General features: G+C 64.3%; 17 protein-coding genes. 9 read left to right on the top strand and 8 right to left on the bottom strand.

Going from position 1 to position 19,054, the window contains the following annotated elements:
• Nucleotides 1–38: 38 nt before the first annotated feature.
• From ACQ4WO_RS24815 to ACQ4WO_RS24805, 3 genes are read left to right on the top strand one after another with little or no spacing between them, the layout of a single operon-like run.
• Complete coding sequence (locus ACQ4WO_RS24815; RefSeq protein WP_436483657.1) at nt 39–2,333, top strand: TonB-dependent receptor; 2,295 nt, start codon at nt 39–41, stop codon at nt 2,331–2,333.
• Nucleotides 2,334–2,348: 15 nt separating this feature from the next.
• The gene (locus ACQ4WO_RS24810; protein ID WP_436483656.1) at nt 2,349–4,229 is read left to right on the top strand and encodes an alpha-amylase family glycosyl hydrolase; all 1,881 of its coding nucleotides are present in this window, start codon (nt 2,349–2,351) and stop codon (nt 4,227–4,229) included.
• The gene (locus ACQ4WO_RS24805) at nt 4,226–5,554 is read left to right on the top strand and encodes an MFS transporter (RefSeq protein WP_436483655.1); all 1,329 of its coding nucleotides are present in this window, start codon (nt 4,226–4,228) and stop codon (nt 5,552–5,554) included. The genes ACQ4WO_RS24810 and ACQ4WO_RS24805 overlap by 4 nt, the downstream gene beginning before the upstream one ends.
• Before the next feature lie 56 nt (nt 5,555–5,610).
• Here the strand turns inward: ACQ4WO_RS24805 and bfr are convergent, their stop codons facing one another.
• The gene (gene bfr, locus ACQ4WO_RS24800; RefSeq protein ID WP_034745609.1) at nt 5,611–6,087 is read right to left on the bottom strand and encodes a bacterioferritin; all 477 of its coding nucleotides are present in this window, start codon (nt 6,085–6,087) and stop codon (nt 5,611–5,613) included.
• A 421-nt stretch (nt 6,088–6,508) separates the two neighbouring features.
• Here bfr and ACQ4WO_RS24795 point away from each other — a divergent pair, with 421 nt between their 5' ends.
• Nucleotides 6,509–7,189, top strand: a complete 681-nt coding sequence (locus ACQ4WO_RS24795) for a Fe2+-dependent dioxygenase (protein WP_436483654.1) — start codon at nt 6,509–6,511, stop codon at nt 7,187–7,189.
• A gap of 219 nt (nt 7,190–7,408) precedes the next feature.
• Here ACQ4WO_RS24795 and ACQ4WO_RS24790 read toward each other — a convergent pair whose 3' ends face one another.
• Nucleotides 7,409–8,110, bottom strand: a complete 702-nt coding sequence (locus ACQ4WO_RS24790; RefSeq protein ID WP_128141676.1) for an energy transducer TonB — start codon at nt 8,108–8,110, stop codon at nt 7,409–7,411.
• A 17-nt stretch (nt 8,111–8,127) separates the two neighbouring features.
• Complete coding sequence (locus tag ACQ4WO_RS24785) at nt 8,128–8,343, bottom strand: (2Fe-2S)-binding protein (protein ID WP_436483653.1); 216 nt, start codon at nt 8,341–8,343, stop codon at nt 8,128–8,130.
• Nucleotides 8,344–8,756: 413 nt separating this feature from the next.
• On the opposite strand from ACQ4WO_RS24785, the gene ACQ4WO_RS24780 reads away from it, so the two are divergent.
• From ACQ4WO_RS24780 to ACQ4WO_RS24765, 4 genes are all read left to right on the top strand, one after another.
• Complete coding sequence (locus ACQ4WO_RS24780) at nt 8,757–9,041, top strand: FeoA family protein (RefSeq protein WP_181877997.1); 285 nt, start codon at nt 8,757–8,759, stop codon at nt 9,039–9,041.
• A gap of 2 nt (nt 9,042–9,043) precedes the next feature.
• Complete coding sequence (gene feoB / locus ACQ4WO_RS24775; protein WP_436483652.1) at nt 9,044–10,945, top strand: ferrous iron transporter B; 1,902 nt, start codon at nt 9,044–9,046, stop codon at nt 10,943–10,945.
• Between the two features lie 9 nt (nt 10,946–10,954).
• Nucleotides 10,955–11,230: a hypothetical protein gene (locus tag ACQ4WO_RS24770; RefSeq protein WP_070302856.1), complete on the top strand. Its 276-nt coding sequence runs from the start codon at nt 10,955–10,957 to the stop codon at nt 11,228–11,230.
• A 70-nt stretch (nt 11,231–11,300) separates the two neighbouring features.
• Entirely contained in the window at nt 11,301–11,462 is a 162-nt protein-coding gene (locus tag ACQ4WO_RS24765; protein WP_161784184.1) for a hypothetical protein, read from the top strand.
• 35 nt (nt 11,463–11,497) lie between these two features.
• Here ACQ4WO_RS24765 and ACQ4WO_RS24760 read toward each other — a convergent pair whose 3' ends face one another.
• On the bottom strand, nt 11,498–12,418 hold the full coding sequence (locus ACQ4WO_RS24760; protein WP_436483651.1) for an AraC family transcriptional regulator: 921 nt from the start codon (nt 12,416–12,418) through the stop codon (nt 11,498–11,500).
• Between the two features lie 106 nt (nt 12,419–12,524).
• On the opposite strand from ACQ4WO_RS24760, the gene ACQ4WO_RS24755 reads away from it, so the two are divergent.
• Nucleotides 12,525–13,514 (top strand): oxidoreductase, encoded by a 990-nt coding sequence (locus ACQ4WO_RS24755; RefSeq protein ID WP_436483650.1) that lies wholly within the window; start codon nt 12,525–12,527, stop codon nt 13,512–13,514.
• Nucleotides 13,515–13,559: 45 nt separating this feature from the next.
• On the opposite strand, the gene nagZ is transcribed toward ACQ4WO_RS24755, so the two are convergent.
• The 4 genes from nagZ to ACQ4WO_RS24735 all read right to left on the bottom strand — a co-directional run bounded on the left by nagZ (nt 13,560) and on the right by ACQ4WO_RS24735 (nt 19,053).
• Entirely contained in the window at nt 13,560–15,101 is a 1,542-nt protein-coding gene (gene nagZ / locus ACQ4WO_RS24750; protein WP_436483648.1) for a beta-N-acetylhexosaminidase, read from the bottom strand.
• A 170-nt stretch (nt 15,102–15,271) separates the two neighbouring features.
• Nucleotides 15,272–16,882, bottom strand: a complete 1,611-nt coding sequence (locus tag ACQ4WO_RS24745; RefSeq protein ID WP_436483647.1) for an FMN-binding glutamate synthase family protein — start codon at nt 16,880–16,882, stop codon at nt 15,272–15,274.
• Nucleotides 16,883–16,985: 103 nt separating this feature from the next.
• A complete protein-coding gene (locus ACQ4WO_RS24740; protein WP_436483645.1) occupies nt 16,986–17,999 on the bottom strand; it encodes a M48 family metallopeptidase in 1,014 nt (337 codons plus the stop codon).
• Between the two features lies 1 nt (nt 18,000).
• A complete protein-coding gene (locus tag ACQ4WO_RS24735; RefSeq protein WP_319990492.1) occupies nt 18,001–19,053 on the bottom strand; it encodes a YjgN family protein in 1,053 nt (350 codons plus the stop codon).
• Nucleotide 19,054: the final 1 nt, after the last annotated feature.

Raw genomic sequence — 19,054 nt, 5'->3', positions numbered from 1 at the left:
GATACCTCGATGTATCGGCATACAACACTGGAGACAAAATGAACGCACGTACTGCTCAACGCGGCTGCATGGCTGCCGCCGTCGCCCTGGCCATGCTGCAACTGGGCGCCGCCCACGCGCAATCGGCCGCCGACACCGCCAGCGCTGCTCCCGCCGATGGCCTGAACCTGGAACGCATCGTCGTCACGGGCACCACCGGCGGCACGTCCAAAATGAAATCGAGCAATTCCGTCAGCAGCATGGAACTCGACACCATCCTGCACAACGCGCCCACCAGCGCGTCCGAAGTCCTGCGCTCGGTACCGGGCTTGCGCGCCGAATCCTCGGGTGGCGAAGGCAATGCCAACATCACCGTGCGTGGCCTGCCTATTTCCGCCGGCGGCGCGCGCTATGTGCAGATCCAGGAAGACGGCTTGCCCGTGCTGCAGTTCGGCGACTTCAATTTCACCACGCCAGACAGCTTCGTCAAGATCGATTCCACGCTCGACCACCTGGAAGTGGTGCGCGGCGGTTCGGCCTCCACCCTGGCAACCAATTCGCCGGGCGGCATCATCAATTTCATCAGCAAGAATGGCAAGGAGAAGGGCGGCAGCGTGGCCCTCAGCCGTGGCCTGGGCTACGACCAGACGCGTGTCGATTTTGATTACGGCGCGCCGGTTTCGGAGCGCACGCGCTTCTTCATCGGCGGCTCCTGGCGCACGGGCGAAGGCATCCGCCACAGTGGCGTCAACAGCGAAAAAGGGGGCCAGATCCGCGGCAATGTCACACATGAATTCGACAGCGGCTTCGTGCGCCTGTCGTTCAAGCACCTCGACGACCAGTCGCCCACGGCCCTGCCCGTGCCCGTCAGCGTGCGCAATGGCCGCATCGGGGAAATTGCCGGCATCGACCCGCGCAAGGCCAGTTTCTATTCGCCGTACTGGGTGTCCGACATGGTGCTGAACAAGGATAACCAGCGCGTGGCCACCCGCGTCAACGACGGCTTGCACGTCAAGAGCGATACCGTGGGTCTGGAAGCGTCGTTCAAGCTGGGGCAGGGCTGGAGCGTGAGCGAAAACTTCCGCTATGCCGACAACTCGGGCCGTTTCATCGGCATCTTCCCGTCGAATAATGGCAGCGACGGCAGCTATGTGTTTGCCAGCGGCCCGAACCAGGGCAAGCCCTACACGGGCCGCGCGTTTTCCGCCGTGGTGTTCAACACCTCGATCGACGACGCCAGCAATACCCTGAGCGACACCAAGCTGGCCAAGACCTTTGTCCTCGACAGCGGCAAGCTGACCACCACGGCCGGCCTGTATTTGTCGCAGCAAAAGCTGGGCCTGACCTGGAATTTCAACGAATACCTGATGCAGGCCACGGGCGACCGGCCGGCGCTGCTGCAGACGGCCAGCGGCACGCCAGGCTATATCGGCCCGGCCTTCGGCGCCTGCTGCTCGCGCGCCGTCGACATGGAATACCGCACGACGTCACCGTACCTGAACCTGGCCTGGGAAAGCGGTGCGCTGAATCTCGACGGCGGCCTGCGGCGCGACCGCCAGCATGCGAGCGGCACGGCCAACCAGGCCACCGGCGCGCAAGTCTATCTGCCGTCGACGGTGCAGCGGGTCGACTACACCCTGGGTCACACCTCGTACTCGCTGGGCGCGAACTACAAGCTGCAAGCGAACCTGGCCGTGTTTGCCCGCGTCAGCGAAGGCGTGGCCTTCAATGCCGACCGCATCCTGTTCGGCACACCGCTCGATGGCAGCGTGCCTGTGGCGATCAACACCGTGCGCCAGCTCGAAGGCGGCGTGAAATGGCGGCGCGGCCCCTTGAGCACCTTCGTCACCGTGTTCCAGGCCAAGACGAAGGAAAGCAATTACGAAGCGACCACCCAGCTGCGCACGGCCAACAGCTATGAAGCGAAGGGCGTGGAGCTGGAAGCGGCCTACAGCGCCGGCGACTTCCGCATCAATGGCGGATTGACGTTCACGGATGCCGAGATCACGGGCACGGCGGCGGCCGACGTGGCGCTGATCGGCAATACGCCGCGGCGCCAGGCGCGTGTCGTCTACCAGATCGCGCCCACCTATGAATGGGGACCGGCCACCTTGGGCGCGAGCCTGGTCGGCACGGGCAAGTCGTGGGGCGACGATGCGCACACGATCACCTTGCCCGCCTACCAGGTGCTTAACGCCTTCGTCAATTACCAGCTCACGCCGCAATTGCAGGTGGCACTGACGGCGAACAATCTGCTCGACAAGATCGGCTATACGGAAGTCGAGGGCGATGGCCATGCGGCCCGCTCGATCACGGGGCGCGCCGTCAAGGTCAGCCTGAAATACGCATTTTAAGCAAGGATAGGATTCATGATGTCGATACGCAGCCCCCTGGCGCGCCTGCTGGCGCCGCTCCCCACGTACTTGCGCGACGATGCGGCGCGCCGTTATGCGCGCCAGGAGGCGGTCTTGCTCGATCGCCTGGGCAGCCTGTATGGCCAGCGGCCGGACTTCCTGCCCTGGCTGGGCGACCTGATGGAAAGCGTGGGGCGGCTGTACGCGGCGCGCGCGCCCGAACTGCGGCAGCAGGATGCGCAGCGCGAAGCGCAACCGGACTGGTTTGCCAGCCAGTCCATGCTCGGTTACAGCGCGTACGTGCAGCGCTTTGGCGGCAGCCTGCAGGGCGTGGCGGCGCGCATTGCCCACCTGCGCGAACTGGGCGTGACGTATCTGCACCTGCTGCCGTTCTTGCGTCCGCGCGCCGGCGAAAGCGATGGCGGTTTTGCCGTCGCCAGCTTCGAGGAAGTCGATCCCGCGCTGGGCAGCAATGCCGACTTGCTGGCGTTGACGGCGCAGCTGCGCGCGGCCGGCATCAGCCTGTGCTCGGACCTAATCCTCAACCACGTGGCCGACGACCATGCGTGGGCGCTGGGCGCCAAGGCCGGCGATCCGCTGCTGCGCGATTTTTTCCACACTTATCCCGACCGCGTGCAGCCGGACCGCTACGAGCGCACCGTGGGACAGGTCTTCCCGCAGGCGGCGCCCGGCAATTTCACTTTCGTGCCGGAACTCGAGCGCTGGATCTGGACCACGTTTTATCCCTACCAGTGGGATTTGAATTACGCCAATCCGGCCGTCTTCGCGGCCATGGCCGGCGCCATGCTGGGCCTGGCCAACAAGGGCATCGAGGTGTTCCGCCTCGATTCGACGGCCTTCCTGTGGAAGCGCGAAGGTAGCGATTGCATGAACCAGCCCGAAGCCCACAGCCTGCTGCAAGCGTTGCGCGCGATCGCCGCCATCGTCGCGCCGGGCGTGCTGCTCAAGGCCGAAGCCATCGTGCCCACGCCCAAGCTGCCCGCCTACTTTGGCAGCGATGCCGCGCCTGAATGCCATATCGCCTACCACAGCAGCTTGATGGCCGCCGGCTGGGGCGCGCTGGCCGAGGAAAGCACGGACTTGCTGCAGCAGGTGATCGCCGCCACGCCGCCGCTACCGCCGGCCGCCAGCTGGCTCAGTTATGTGCGCTGCCACGACGACATCGGCTGGAACGTGCTGCTCAATGAAGCGGGCGCGAACGGGCCGGCACGGCTGGCGCGCATCGCGCAGTTTTTTGCCGGTGCACCCGGCAGCTATGCGCGCGGCGCCGCCTTCCAGAGCAGCAGCGCCGACAAGGCGCATGGCAGCAACGGCATGGCCGCTTCGCTGGCGGGCCTGGAAAGCGCCGCCACGGTGCAGGAGCAGGAATACGCGTTGCGGCGCCTGCTGCTGCTGCATGGCCTGGCCTTGAGCTTTGGCGCCTTGCCCGTGCTGTACATGGGCGATGAACTGGGCATGACCAACGATCACAGCTACGTGCAGCGGGTCGACCGGGCGATGGACAGCCGCTGGCTGCAGCGTCCCGCGTTCGACGACAGCCTGCTGGCATGGCGCCACGATGGCGTGAGCGCCAGCGGCCGGCTGTACCTGGCGCTGCGCCAGCTGGTCGACGTGCGCCGGCGCTTGCCGGCCCTGGCCGCCGCCGCGCCACGCAGCGTGCTGCCCGCTGACACGCCGGCCGTGCTGGCGCTGCTGCGCGGCGACGCGTTTCTCAACCTGAGCAACTTCAGCGGCGCCAGCCAGCGTTTCACTTTGCCCGCAGGCGAATGGCGCAACAGCCTCGATGGCAGCGTGCTGTCCGGCACGGTGGCTTTGCAGCCCTGGCATATGCTGTGGCTGGAGCGTGAGCAAGAGCAAAAACGGGAAGCAGCATGAGCGACGCCAGCGCACACCGTCCGCACCTGTCGTTCTGGCAGATCGTCAACATGAATGTCGGATTTTTCGGCATCCAGTTCAGTTTTGGGCTGCAGCAAAGCAGCATGAGCCCCATCTACAAATACCTGGGCGCCGATGAAGCGAGCCTGCCCTACCTGTGGCTGGCCGGTCCCATGACGGGGCTGCTCGTGCAGCCATTGATCGGCGCCATGAGCGACCGCACGGTGACGCGCTGGGGACGCCGCACGCCATATTTTCTGATCGGCGCCATCCTGTGCAGCCTGGGCCTGCTGGCCATGCCGTTCAGTCCCACTCTGTGGATGGCCGCCAGCCTGCTGTGGATACTCGACGCGGCCAACAACGTGACGATGGAGCCCTACCGCGCTTTTGTCAGCGACAAGCTCGACAAGAAGCAGCACTCGCTGGGTTTTCTCACGCAAAGCGCGTTTACGGGGCTGGGACAGACGCTGGCCTATCTGACGCCATCGCTGCTGGTCATGCTGGGCATGAACAAGGATGCCGTCAACGGCAGCCATATTCCGCACATCGTCATCGCCGCCTTCATGATCGGTGCCGTGTTCTCGCTTGCCTCGGTGCTGTGGACCTTGAAGACGACGCCGGAAAATCCGCTCACGGCGGCCGAGCTGGCGGCCATCCGCAGCCGCCCGCCGGGCTGGCGCCACACGCTGTCCGATATCGGCGCGGCCCTGCGCGACATGCCGCCGACGATGAAGCAGCTGGCCCTCGTCAACCTGTTCCAGTGGTACGCCCTGTTCTGCTACTGGCAGTACATCGCGCTGTCGCTCGCGGCCACGCTGTTTCACACGACGGACCCCGCGTCGCAAGGTTTTCGCGACGCGGGCCTGCTGAACGGGCAGGTGGGCGCCTTTTACAATTTCGTCGCCTTTGTCGCCGCCTTCGCGCTGGTGCCGTTCACGCGCCGCTTCGGCCCCAAGCGCATGCATAGCGTGTGCCTGTGCGCGGCCGGCGTGGGCATGCTGAGCATCCCGCTGATCCACAGCCCGGCGCTGCTGTTGCTGCCGATGCTGGGCGTGGGCCTGGCCTGGGCCAGCATCATGGGCAATCCCTACATCATGCTGGCCGGCTGCATTCCGCCCGAGCGCACGGGCGTCTACATGGGCATTTTTAATATGTTCATCGTCATCCCGATGATCATCCAGATCTTCACCTTGCCCCTGTATTACCGCAGCTGGCTGGGCGGCAATCCGGAGAACGTCATCCGGCTGGCCGGCGCCCTGTTGCTGTGCGCGGCGGTGGCCGTGCTGTTCGTCAAGCTGCGCCCGCCGCAGACCGGCAAGGCTTGACGGCAGGCGAAAAAAAACCGGCGCTGCCGGTTTTTTTTATCTGCCTCGAAGAACAATTATTCCTCAATTGCCATCTGGCTTTGCAGGTAGTTCTGGATGCCGACTTTGGCGATCAGGTCGATCTGCGTTTCGAGCCAGTCGATATGCTCTTCCGTGTCTTCCAGGATCATCAGGAACAGGTCGCGCGAGACGTAATCGCCCGCTTTTTCGCTGATGGCGATGCCTTCCTTGACGGTGGCGTGCGCGGCGCGTTCCAGCTTCAAATCGCATTCCAGCATTTCCGGCGTGTTCTCGCCGATCAGCAGCTTGTGCAGCGCTTGCAGGTTAGGCAGGCCGTCGAGCATCAGGATGCGGTCGATCAGCTTGTCGGCGTGTTTCATTTCGCCGATCGATTCCTCGTATTCCTTCTTGCCCAGCTTTTCCAGGCCCCAGTGCTTGTACATGCGCGCATGCAGGAAGTACTGGTTGATGGCCGACAGTTCGTTGGTGAGCTGTGCGTTGAGCATGCGGATGACTTCTTTATCGCCCTTCATGGGATTTCCTTTGTTCTGTATTGCGTTCGATGATGAAACCGCAGGCTGCTGGCGTTCACTGCCGGGTGGCGTTGGCTGCCTGGTGGCGCGCAGGTTGCCGGTTTCGCTATGCCCGCATGATAGCGCAAAATGCCGGCGATTTCCGGTGCTAAACGGCATTTTTCCGTCTTTTTAACGTAAATATCGTGCGAATAAAACCCATTCTCAAGTGGATTCCGTGATTGCGCCGTTTTTTATTTGTTAAGGAAAATGAAGGCCATTCTCATTCGCGTTTCCGGCGCCATTTTGCCGCCGCTGGCGCGCGTGCATGGCCGCGCTGAAAAGGCGGGAAATGTTCGTCCGTTCTTGCTTTTGTGTCTTCTTGGCCGCTGCCAGCGATGCGATAATCGGGCAGCGATATTTACTGAAAAAGGATAGCAAGATGATGCTGCATATACCCGGCGTGCTGAGGCCGGAACAGGTGACGCAGTTTCGCCAGCGTCTGGCGCAGACGGACTGGGTCGATGGACGCGCCAGCGTCGGGGCGCAAGGCGCGCAAGTCAAGCGTAACCGCCAGCTGGCCGAAGGTTCGCCGCTGGCGCTGGAACTGGGCGAGATCGTCAGCCGCGCGCTGATGGCCAATCCGCTGTTCTTTGCCGCCGTGCTGCCGCTGCGCATCCTGCCGCCCTTCTTCAACAGCTATGCGGGCGGCGAGCACTATGGCTTGCATATCGATGGCGCCATCCGCACGCCGAAAAACGGCATGCAGTCGATGCGCGCCGACGTCTCGTCGACCGTATTCCTGAGCGAACCGGACGAGTACGAAGGCGGCGAGCTGGTGGTGGTCGATGCGTATGGCACGCATGAAGTGAAACTGCCGGCCGGCGACGTGATCGTGTATCCGTCGAGCAGCGTGCATCAGGTGCTGCCCGTCACCAGCGGCGAACGTATCTGCTCCTTCCTGTGGACGCAAAGCATGGTGCGCGAAGACTGGAAGCGCAGCATGCTGTTCGAGCTCGATCAGAACATCCAGAGCGTGCGCGCGGAGCATGGCGACTCGCCGGCGACGGTGGGACTGACGGGGCATTATCACAACTTGCTGCGGATGTGGGCGGAGATGTAAGGCTGGGGTCAGACCCCCGGCGACGTTGGCGCTGAACTGGGCGTTGGCGGTGTTGAGGGTCTGACCCCATAGCAGGCAAAAAAAAGTCTGCCTGGCCCGGGGATGTAGGCTGGCAGACTGAAACAAGCAAATCGCTTGACTAAAACGGGCGCCAAAAAGCAAGCAGGGCACAGAGTGCGGTGCTTGCGGGCTGGCAGCGGCGCCGTGGCCGCCCGAAAGCTAGCTCAGTTGGAAGGTCAGGGGCACGAGCACGTACACGGGTACGGGCTTGCCGTTTTCGATCATCGGTTTGAACAGCGCGCGCTGGGCGGCCTGGCGGCCCGCTTCATCGAGGTTGTTGTAGCCGGTCGATTTCTGAATCAGGATTTGCTCGGGCAAGCCTTTTTCATTGATCAGGATGCGCAGCACGACGGTGCCGCTTTCGCCCAGACGGCGCGACAAATTCGGGTAGATCAGTTGCGGCGCCTTGATGTATTCGACGCTGCTGACGGTGCGCGGCGTCGCTGGTGCCGGCGGGGTCGGCGATGGTGCCGCTGGCGCCGTCGGTGCGGCGGTGGCGACAGGCGCCGCTTCGGCGCGCGTCGGCTGCGGCGGCGTGATCGTCGGTTCGCTTGGCGCCACGGCGATCAGCGGCAGCGGCGGGATCACGGCGCGCGGCACGGGCGCGCTCAATTCCACGGTTTTCGGTACGGACGGCGCCGGCGGTTTCGGCGGCGCCGGCGGGGCGATGATGCTGATGGTCGTGATGGTCGGCATGGCCGCCGTGACGACGCGGCTCAAGAGCCCGCTCTGGATGGCGTAAAAGCCGGCGATATGCAGGACGACGATGGCCATCAGCGGCGCGAATTTGTTGCGCTTCTTGTCGAAGTCGGCAAATTGCTGCACGGCCTGCACCGTTACGGGCGGGGGCATCATCGTCATGGCATTCATCGCTTTCTTTAGTTTGTCAGTACAGCTCGCATCAATACGGTTTCTTGCAGCGCCACGGTGGCGATCAGATGATCGTTCAGCACTTCCCGCGCGCAGGTGTGGCATTTGCCGCAGCAGGTGGCCACGCCCAGGTCGCGGCGCAGTTCGGCCATGCTGGACAGGCCAAGATCGACGGCTTGACGGATTTCACGATCAGATATGTTGTTGCAGACACATACAATCATTGATACACCTTCTGGCTGGAGGATGAACAGACACTAGTGCTGGAAAGCATTGTTGCTAGTGTTTTAATGAGAATCATTATCATTACGTTTCATTGTCGCGCAAAGTGCGGGACAATGCAAGCGATTTTGATCAAGTGTGTGGCAGTTGGCGGCCTGGCGCCGTGCATCGATATGCCGTTTTTTCGGATGGCGCAGCCCTTGATGGGGGCGGCTCTCCGGGCTAAATAAAAACTATTCGCATTCATGTTTATAATGCTGGTATTGTCTCGGACGGTCGCCGTCTGGACATATTGAAAGGCCGCTTGTCGGTAATGCGCAACAGTTGCGTTTTACCTCACAACACCCACGTCAAACACGATGCGCCACGCGCAGCAGTCTGTCCCCGGTGTTCTTAATTTGAACGGAATTTGCTCATGACTCTAGTTCCACCCATGATGACGCTCGACGCGCTGGCAGTCGGCCAGAGCGGCACGGTGTTGCATATCACGCCCCACACGGCAGGACAGACGGAGGACGGCGTCGACCTCGTCCGCCGCTTGATGGAGCTGGGATTCGTTCCCGGCGAACGCATCCGCATGCTCAAGCGCGGCATTCCCGGCGGCGATCCGCTGGCCATCAAGGTGGGTAATGCCACGTTCGCGCTGCGCCGCTTCGAAGCGGCGCTGGTTACGATTCAACCGCTGCTTCAACCGGAATGACCATGGGTGCTGTCGAAACGATCGTCGATGCGGGCGTGCACAAGCCGCCGCATCAGCCACAAATTGCCTTGCTGGGCAATCCGAACTGCGGCAAGACCGCCCTGTTCAACCGTTTGACGGGCGCGCGCCAGAAAGTGGCGAACTACGCTGGCGTGACCATCGAGCGCAAGGAAGGCCATTTCACGTCGCCAAACGGCAAGCCCGTGCGCGTGCTCGACCTGCCGGGTGCCTACAGCCTGTCGGCCACCACGCCCGATGAAGCCATCACGCGCGACGTGGTGGGCGGCTTGCGCCGCGGCGACCCGCGCCCGGACGCCATCATCTGCGTCGTCGACGCCACCAATTTGCGCCTGAATTTGCGCCTGGTGCTGGAAGTCAAGCGCCTGGGCCTGCCCATGCTGCTGGCGCTGAACATGACGGACGTGGCGCGCAAGCGCGGCATGGTCATCGACACGGCCAGGCTGTCGCAGGAACTGGGCATGCCCGTGGTGGAAACAATCGCGGTGCAGCACGATGGCGAAAAAGCCCTGCTCGACGCCATCGACGCCATGCTGCCGCTGCCGGCCGTGGAAGCGAAACCGCTGGCGGCCATCGATGCCGTCAGCGTCGAAGAAACCCAGCGCGAAGTGCGCCGCATCCTGGCCGCCGTCAGCAACGACACGCGCGACAGCGGCAACCTGACGGAAAAGATCGACGACGTGGTGCTGCATCCCGTCTTCGGCCCCATCATTCTGGCCGTGCTGATGTTCCTGATCTTCCAGGCCGTGTTTGCGTGGGCCGCCACGCCGATGGAAATGATCACCGATGGCGTGGGTCACCTGGGCGCCGTGCTGACGGCGAACATGCCCGACGGTCACCTGAAAAGCTTGCTGGTGGAAGGCATCATCGGCGGCGTCGGCAGCGTGCTGGTCTTCCTGCCGCAGATCCTGATCCTGTTCTTCTTCATTCTGAGCCTGGAAGACTGCGGCTACCTGCCGCGCGCGGCCTTTTTGCTGGACCGCCTGATGGGCGGCGTGGGCTTGTCCGGCCGCGCCTTCATTCCGCTGCTGTCGAGCTTTGCCTGCGCCATTCCCGGCGTGATGGCGGCGCGCACCATCCAGAATCCGCGCGACCGCCTGGTCACCATCATGATCGCGCCACTGATGACGTGCTCGGCGCGCCTGCCCGTGTATGCGCTGATCATCGCCGCCTTCATTCCGGAACGCCAGGTGTGGGGCTATTTGAGCCTGCAAGGCCTGGTGCTGTTCGTCCTGTACTTTGCCGGCATCATCTCGGCCATGGCCGTGGCCTGGGTCATGAAGCGCGGCATGGGTGTGCGCGGCAACCAGCCGCTGCTGCTGGAACTGCCGGCCTATCACTGGCCGCATTTGCGTAACCTGGCCGTCAGCCTGTGGGAGCGCGCGAAGATTTTCCTCACGCGCGTCGGCACCATCATCCTGAGCCTGATGATTATCCTGTGGTTCCTCAGCACCTTCCCCGGCCCGCCGGACAACGCGATCCATCCGCCGATCTATTACAGCCTGGCCGGCATCCTGGGACGTGGCCTGGAAGTGATCTTCGCGCCGATCGGTTTCAACTGGCAGATCTGCATCGCGCTGGTGCCGGGCATGGCGGCGCGCGAAGTGGCCGTCGGCGCCCTGGGCACCGTGTACGCGCTGTCGCAAACGGGCGACGCGCTGGCCACCACGCTCGAGCCGCTGATCGCCCATTCGTGGTCGATGGCCACGGCGCTGTCCCTGCTGGCCTGGTATGTATTCGCACCGCAGTGCCTCTCGACCCTCTCCGTGGTGAAACGCGAGACGGGCGGTTGGCGCTATCCGCTGCTGATGGCCGGCTACATGTTCGCCCTGGCGTATGCCGCCTCGTTTATCACGTATCGCATCGCCCTGATGCTGGGCGCTTAGGAGAAAAGCATGTGGCAAACCCTCATCGTCGCCCTGATCGTCGCAGCCGCGCTGCTGCATTTTTCGACCAAGTACCTGCCGGCCGGCGTGCGCCGCGCCATCGTGCGTGGCCTCGTGCGCTGCGGCCTCGATGAGGCGAAGATGTCGACCTTCTTCAAGGTGGCGCCCGGTTGCGGCAGCGGCTGCGGTTCCTGCGGCTCCTGCGACAGCCCGCCGCCACCATCAGCCACGCCACCGGCCGACGGCAGCAGCAAGCGCGTGATCCTGATGCAGGTGCAGCGCTAGGGCCAACGCGGGAGTAGCCACGGGCGCCCCCGTGGGCTACACTGAGATTTCCGCATGGCAAGGAGTGGCAATGGCGATACTGTTGATCTTCATGTTTCTGTTTGCCGTCGCCACCTGGCTGCTCGCCAGCCGGCGCGGCCGCCACGGGGGACTCTGGTTCGGCATCGGCCTGTTCCTCGGACCGTTTGCCCTGCTGGCGGTGGCGGCGCTGCCGCCCGTGCCGGCGCGCTGACCCTGTATTGTCAAAACCCGCAGATGCGGGTTTTTTTACGCCTGCGCACCTGTGTGGCGCAGCCGGTACTGGCGCGGCGAGCAGGCCATGACGCGCTTGAAGGCGTGGCTGAAGGCGCTGTCCGAATCGTAGCCGAGCGTCTGCGCGATCGCGGCGATGGACGCGCCACTGTCCTTCAGGCGCCGCGTGGCCAGGCGCATGCGCCAGCGCAGCAGGTAGTCTAGCGGCGTCACGCCCACCCTGGTCTTGAAATGCAGGGCAAAGGCGGAGCGCGACTGGCCCGCGACGGTGGCCAGCTGCGCCAAGGTCCAGCGCTGCGCCGGCTGCGCATGCATCGCTTCGATGGCGGCGCGCAGCCGGGGATCTGCCAGCGCGAACAGCCAGCCTGCCGGGTGCGAGGCCTGCGCCGCCAGATACTGGCGCAGCATTTGCAGCAGCATCATGTGGCCCAGGTGGCGCGTCATCAGCGCCGCGCCTGGCTCCGTCGCCTGCAGCTCCTGCGCCAGCCGTTGCAAGGCCCAGTGCAGCACGCTGGCCTGGTCCGTATTGCCACGCACGTGCAGCAACGGCGGCAGGCAGTCGAGCAGGATGGCCGCCTCGTCGCCAAAGTGGAAGCGTCCGCCGATGAGGAAAAAATCGTGCTGCGGGGCGCCGTGGCGGGCCACGCCGTGCTGCGCATGCCGGTACACGTCCAGCGCCGGCGCGGCCGGCAAGCCGGGTGTGCTGGCCAGGGTAAACGCGCGTCCCGGCGCCAGCAGGAAGCAGTCGCCCGTCTGCAGCTGCACGGGAGCGTCGATGCCCGCGACCGTCAGCCAGCAAGCGCCTTCGATCACGGCATTGAACTTGATGCCGTCCGGCGGCGGAAAGTCGATGGCCCAGTCGCCGCCCGCCTTCAGGCCGGCAAAGTAAGAGCTGCGCGTATCGAACAGCGAGAGTACATCGGAAAGCAAATCCATGCGGTTTCAATTCTGGACGATGGCGATAGTATTGAAGATTTTACGCCATTCACAGTCCAGGCCGCAGCGCGCACAATGGATCTTTATCCATCATGCCAAGGCAGCCATGACACATACCACGACCTTTCAAACTCCCTTGCATTCCGGTTTTTGCGCGCGCACCACGGCCACCGAGGCGCTGGCCGGGCGCGACCTGTCCGGCATGCAGGCCATCGTCACGGGCGGCGCGTCGGGGCTGGGGCTGGAAACGGTGCGCGTGCTGGCCGGCGCCGGCGCCCGCGTGCTGGTGCCGGCGCGCGATCCGCATCAGGCGCAAGCGGCCCTGGCAGGCATGGCCGGCGTGGAGGTCGCCGCGCTCGACCTGCTCAATCCGCAATCGATCGATGCATTCGCGGCCGCCTTTCTTGGCACCGGCCGCGCGCTGCATGTGCTGGTCAACGGCGCCGGCATCATGGCCACGCCCTTGTTGCGCGATGCGCGCGGCTACGAAGCGCAGTTCGCGACGAATCACCTTGGGCATTTCCAGCTGACGGCGCGTTTGTGGCCCGCCTTGCGGCATGCGCGGGGCGCGCGCGTGGTGTGCGTGTCGTCGCTGGGACACCGGCAGGCGGGCGTCGACCTGGACGACCCGCATTTCCTGCGCCAGCCGTACGATAAATGGCGCGCGTATGCGCAGTCGAAAAGCGCCAACGTGCTGTTTGCCGTGGAGCTGGACCAGCGTGGCGCGGCGCACGGCGTGCGCGCCTTCTCGCTGCATCCGGGTGCCATCCTGACGCCGCTGGTGCGCCACCTGGACCTCGACGACTTGCGCCGCGTGGGCGCGCTCGATGATGACGGCCAGGTCAATCCGCCACCGCAATCGGGTTTCAAGAATGTGGCGCAGGGCGCCGCCACGGCCGTCTGGTGCGCCACCAGCACGCAGCTTGATGGAATGGGCGGCGTGTATTGCGAGGATGGCGATATCGCCGCCCTGGTGGCGGACGACAGCACGGGGCCGGGCGTGCGGCGCTGGGCCATCGATCCCGCGCAGGCGTGCCGGCTATGGACGCTCAGCGAGCAGATGACGGGTATGCGCTTCGATGGCGAGGCAGAATAGAAAATGCCGGGCAATGCCCGGCATGTGCAGGAGGGAGGCGTGGCGTTACGCCTTGCCCGCCAGTTTGTCGACCACCGGCACCAGCGCGGCCGGGCGGCAGCCGAAGGCGGCCAGGCGGCCTTGCGCGTCGGGCGCCAGGTCCAGGTCATACGGCAAACGGCCCGCCACCAGCCACAGTCTGTCGTGCGGCAGGGCTTCGACCAGGCGGCGCTGGCCGTCGACGAACATGGCGTTATACGTTTGCAGCACGATCTGCTGCGCGCCTTGCGCAAAGGCGATGGCTTCATTGACTTCGTCGTCCAGCGCCTCGGCCGACAAGGCGTACTCGCGCACGTCCAGGCCCGCTTCGAGCAGTGCCGGCAGCATCGAGCTGCGCGCTTCCTTGTTGCGGCCCAGCGCCACTTCGTCGATTTCGCTGCGCGAGCGCACTTCCACCGTCAGCAGGGTCACGGGCAGGCTGGCGTCGAGCGGGCGGTAGTCGCCCTGCACGCGCAAGGCGGCCTTTTGCAGCAGCTGCGACAGGGCCATGGCGGCCGGCTGCATCAGCGCCGGCGGATTGACGGGGCGTTCGCGCCAGTCGCGCACGGCGCGGTTGCGCTTGAGTTCCGCAACGCGCGCGCAAGCCGCGTCGATGCGGGCGATGGAGATGTCGCCGCGCTCCACGGCGGCGATGACGGCGTCGATGGCCGCCGTCTGCTGCGCTTCGCGGTGCGAAATGAGGACGATGTCGGCGCCAGCCTGCAAGGTGGCGATGGCGCCCTGGGCGATGCCGATGCCGTCCGCAATCGCCGCCATTTCCAGGCAGTCGGTGATGACGACGCCCTGGTATTTCAACTCGCCGCGCAGCAGGTCCGTCAGCACGCCTTTCGACAGGGTGGCCGGCACACTGGTATCGGCCTCGAAAGCGGGGAAGACCACGTGCGCCGTCATGATGGCGTCCACGCCGCCGGCAATGGCCGCGCGGAACGGCGCCAGTTCCACGGCGTGCAGGCGCTCCTTGTCGTGCGGGACCAGGGCCATGGCGTAATGCGTGTCGGTGGCCGTGTCGCCGTGGCCGGGGAAGTGCTTGGCGGTGACGGCCACGCCGCTGGCGCGCTGGCCGCGCATGGCCGCCATGCCGTAGTCGATGACGGTGGCGGCATCTTCGCCGTACGCGCGCACGCCGATGACGGGGTTGTTGCGGTTGTTGTTCACGTCCAGCACGGGGGCGAGCAGCATATTGATGCCCACCTGGCGCATTTCATCGCCGCTGATCTGGTTCATGCGTTCGCAGTCGTCGATGGAGCCGGCCGCTTGGAAAGCCATCGCCGCGGGAATCGGCGTGACGCCCTGTTCGATGCGCATCACCATGCCGCCTTCCTGGTCGATGGAGATCAGCAGCGGCGTGTCGGACACTTCCGCGTTGATCTCCTGCAGTTCGCGGCACAGGGCCGACACTTGCGCGGGCGTGTGCACGTTGCGGCGGAACAGGATCACGCCGCCCACCTTCTTTTCGCGTATCAAGGTCTTGATATGTTCGTCCGCCTGCAGGGCGTCGAAGCCCACCATGAATAGCTGTCCTACTTTCTCGCGCAAACCCTGTTCCATGCTGCCACTCCTCCGGTATTCATTCTGATGACGACAAGTCCGTATTCTGGCCCCTGGTGACGCATCTGGACAATCACCGGAAAAGCTGCCTTTTTTTGGTATTGTATTGGATTCAGATATTTGCGCAAGTGGTTATTAATTGGTATTGCTCCACTTGCGCAAAGGCCGTATCAATCGAGGCGCTGAAACGAAGCCGATTGCGCCTTTGGCCAGTACAGGCCGAACACGGGCGGCAGTTGCGGCAGCTGGCTCGGGTCGAGCAACTGACCCGCTTCCAGGAACGGCAGCAGGGCCGACGCCAGTTTCACCTGGTTCGGCGAGATGCGCCGCACCAGGTGGTGCGGGCGCAGTTCCTGCGGGTGCGCGAGGCCGGCGGCGGCGATCAGTTCGGCCAGCGCCTTCATGGTGTTCTGGTGGAAGTGCGCGACGCGGGCGATCTTGTCGGGCACCACCAGCGCGCGCTGGCGCTGCGGGTCTTGCGTGGCCACGCCCGTGGGGCAGCGGTCCGTGTGGCAGCTTTGCGACTGGATGCAGCCCAGCGCGAACATGAAGCCGCGCGCCGAATTGCACCAGTCGGCACCCAGCGCCAGCAGGCGGGCGATGTCGAAGGCCGTGATGATCTTGCCCGAGCAGCCGATCTTGATCTTCGCGCGCAGATTGGCGCCCACGAGGGTGTTATGCACGAGCACCAGTGCTTCCTGCAGCGGCGTGCCCACGTGGTCCGTGAATTCCAGGGGCGCGGCGCCCGTGCCGCCTTCGCTGCCGTCGACGACGATAAAGTCGGGCGTGATGCCCGTTTCCAGCATGGCTTTCACGATGGCGAAAAACTCCCACGGATGGCCGATGGCCAGCTTGAAGCCTGTCGGCTTGCCGCCGGAGAGCGTGCGCAGGCGGTCGATAAAGTGCAGCATTTCCAGCGGCGTGGAAAAGGCGCTGTGCGCGGCCGGCGAGACGCAATCCTCTCCCACCATCACGCCGCGCGTGGTGGCGATCTCGATCGTCACTTTCGGGCCCGGCAGCACGCCGCCGTGGCCTGGTTTCGCGCCCTGCGACATCTTCAGCTCGATCATTTTCACTTGCTCCGAGCTGGCGTTGGCGATGAAGCGTTCTTCGGAAAACGTGCCGTCCTGGTTGCGGCAGCCGAAGTAGCCGGAGCCGATTTCCCACACCAGGTCGCCGCCGTTTTCGCGGTGGTAGGGACTGATGCTGCCTTCGCCCGTGTCGTGCATGAAGCCGCCGCTGCGCGCGCCGCCGTTCAGGGCCAGGATGGCGTTGGCCGACAGGGCGCCAAAGCTCATCGCCGAGATATTGAAGACGCTGGCCGAATACGGCTTGGCGCGCGGGCAGTCCGGATGGTTGCCGATCTCGATGCGGAAGTCGTGGCCCGTCACCTTGGCGGGGGCGATGGAATGGTTGATCCATTCATAGCCCGCTTCATATACGTCGAGCTGGGTGCCGAACGGACGCTTGTCCGTCTGCTCCTTGGCGCGCTGGTAGACGATGCTGCGCTGGCTGCGCGAGAACGGCGTCGCTTCGCTGTCGCTTTCCAGGAAATACTGGCGGATTTCGGGGCGGATACTTTCGAAGAAAAAGCGGAAATGCGCGAGGATGGGGTAGTTGCGGCGCAGGGCGCGCTTCGTTTGCAGCAGGTCGCTGATGCCGACCAGGGTCAGCGCACCGGCCAGCACGGGCAGCCAGTAATGATCGTAGTAAAACAGGGACAGGACAAAGATGGCTCCCGTCGCAATGAAGGTCAGGTAGCGAAATGGTACTAGGTGCATGGGCACTCCGGTGAAGTCAGACTGATACAGCTGAGTCTACCTTCGATTCACGGAACGTGCTGGAGAGAAAGAACGCGGCGCCCGGTGGACGCTGCGTGAAGACTTAGCGCTGTGTTGCGCGGATTCTGTCGATGCGCTCTGCGCTGGCCGGATGGCTCGACAGGTAGGGCGTGCCGTGATCCAGCTTGCCCAGGGCGACAAACACTTGCGCCAGGTGTTCCAGTGGAATAGCGTTCTGGCGCAGCATGGCGATCGCGTAGTCGTCCGCCTCGCGCTCGACGTCGCGCGAATACTTCAAATCCAGCAGCAGCGGCGGCAAGGTTGCCACCACGGTCGATACGTCGCCGAATAGCAGCGCCGCGCCGGCGCCCACGGCCGACGTCTGGATCAGGCGGCGCGTCAGGTGGCGCTGCTGCAAATGGCCCAGTTCATGCGCCAGCACGCCCATGATGGCATCGTCGTCCGGCATCAGTTCCACCATTTCATCGGTCAGCACGATGTCGCCGGACGGCAGGGCGAACGCGTTCGGACCGATCTTGCTCTTGCGGAAAACGATGCGGTGCTCGGGCGTGCTGTCGCCGGGCGTGGCCAGGCGTGCGAACCGGGCGCGCAAGGCTTGCTGGCGCGCGTCAGCGAGCTTGCTTGCCTCAAACACGTGTTCGTCGAGGAAATCGAGCACGCCCTGGCCCAGCTGGCGCTCGACGGACTGGGGAATCGCATACGCGACGCCCTTCGCCACCACGGGCAGCAGGTACTGATAGCTGAGCCACAGGGCCAGCACCGTGGCGACCGTGGCCAGCAGCGCACCGCGCCAGCTTTGCTGCAGCCGCACCACCCAGCCATCGCGGTGTCCCGTGTTGTGCAGCATGTCGTTGAAGGCCGCCTGGTCGGCGATCTCCAGGTAGGCGCCGTCGGGAAAGCTGACCTTGCGCACGGCGTGGCTGCTGCGTTCGGATACATGCAGCTCGCCCAGCGGGCAGCTGCGCTCGATGTCGCCGGCCAGCACGGCCATGCCATCGCGCACGCTGAGCGTGACGTGGTACAGGCGCGAGGTCTGGCCGTCGAAATAGCGCGCGGGCACGGGAGCCGCGCCCGGCGCTTGATGGTCGAGCGTCATGCTACAGCGACAGGTCGAAGTCCAGCAGGTCGACCATGCCTTCGCCCGTGGCCGATACTTGCTCGCCGGTGGCGGCGACAAAGGCGTCCAGGCTGCCATGCACCAGCATCGAGGTCGCTTCCAGGCGGTACTTCAGCCAGCGCACGTGGGCGAATGGCGAAAACAGGCCCAGGGTGACGACGATGCCCAGCAGGTTGGTCAGCATGATGAAGGTGGTGCGGCCCCAGGTCAGCTGCGACTGGAACTGGTGCTGCTGCAAGCGCGTGTGGTTCCAGATCAGGTTCTGGATCATGGTCAGGAACAGCGGCAGCACGATAAAGGCCCAGGCATACAGGGCGGCCACGGCGCCGAAGATGCTGCCGGCCTTGGTGACATCGTTGGCATCGGTGGCAAACGTGGCGAAGACGCTGGCGAAGACGACAAAGATCAGGACCAGGAAGCCGGCCAGCAGCAGGGCGAAGAACAGCAAATAGGTTTTGTAGAAGCTGCCGACCGAGGCGTCGAAGCTGAAGTTGCTGCTGCCGAAGCGGCTTTGCGTGTGCTGGAAGCGCTTCAGGCGCTGGTGCAGGAACGGCGTCATCAGGCCAGCCGTGAAGGTGTTCAGGATGGGCAGCCACAGGAAGTATTTGTAGGCTTCTTTGGCGCTGCCGTCAAAGCCGAAGCGGATGCCGCGGTAGCTGGTGTTGTACAGCTTGAATTGCAGGCTTTTCCACACCAGCCATGGCAGCACGGCCATCATCAGCACGAGCATGATCAGGCCGATGATGGGCGAGATCTGGAAGGCGATGTTGTAGCCGCCGATCAGCACGACGGCCGCGATGCGGCCCTTCAGGATGGCGACGGCATTGCCGTGGTATTCGAAGCTGCTGCCAGCCAGGTGGGTGCTGGAATAGAAATAGCGGTTGCGGCGCACCTTGGCCCAGGCGGAATAAATGCCCAGGGTGACGATGCTCAGCAGCAGGTTGACGATCCAGATTCGGAAGTATTCGCTGCCGGTGGCACTGAAGGTGATGGCTTCGCGCTTGGGCGTGGTGTTGTTGGTGTCGAAATCCACA

Source organism: Janthinobacterium aestuarii (assembly GCF_051380835.1).
Taxonomy (GTDB): domain Bacteria; phylum Pseudomonadota; class Gammaproteobacteria; order Burkholderiales; family Burkholderiaceae_D; genus Janthinobacterium; species Janthinobacterium aestuarii.
Note: the sequence above shows the minus strand (reverse complement) of the source record. Positions and strands in the feature narration are given on the sequence as shown.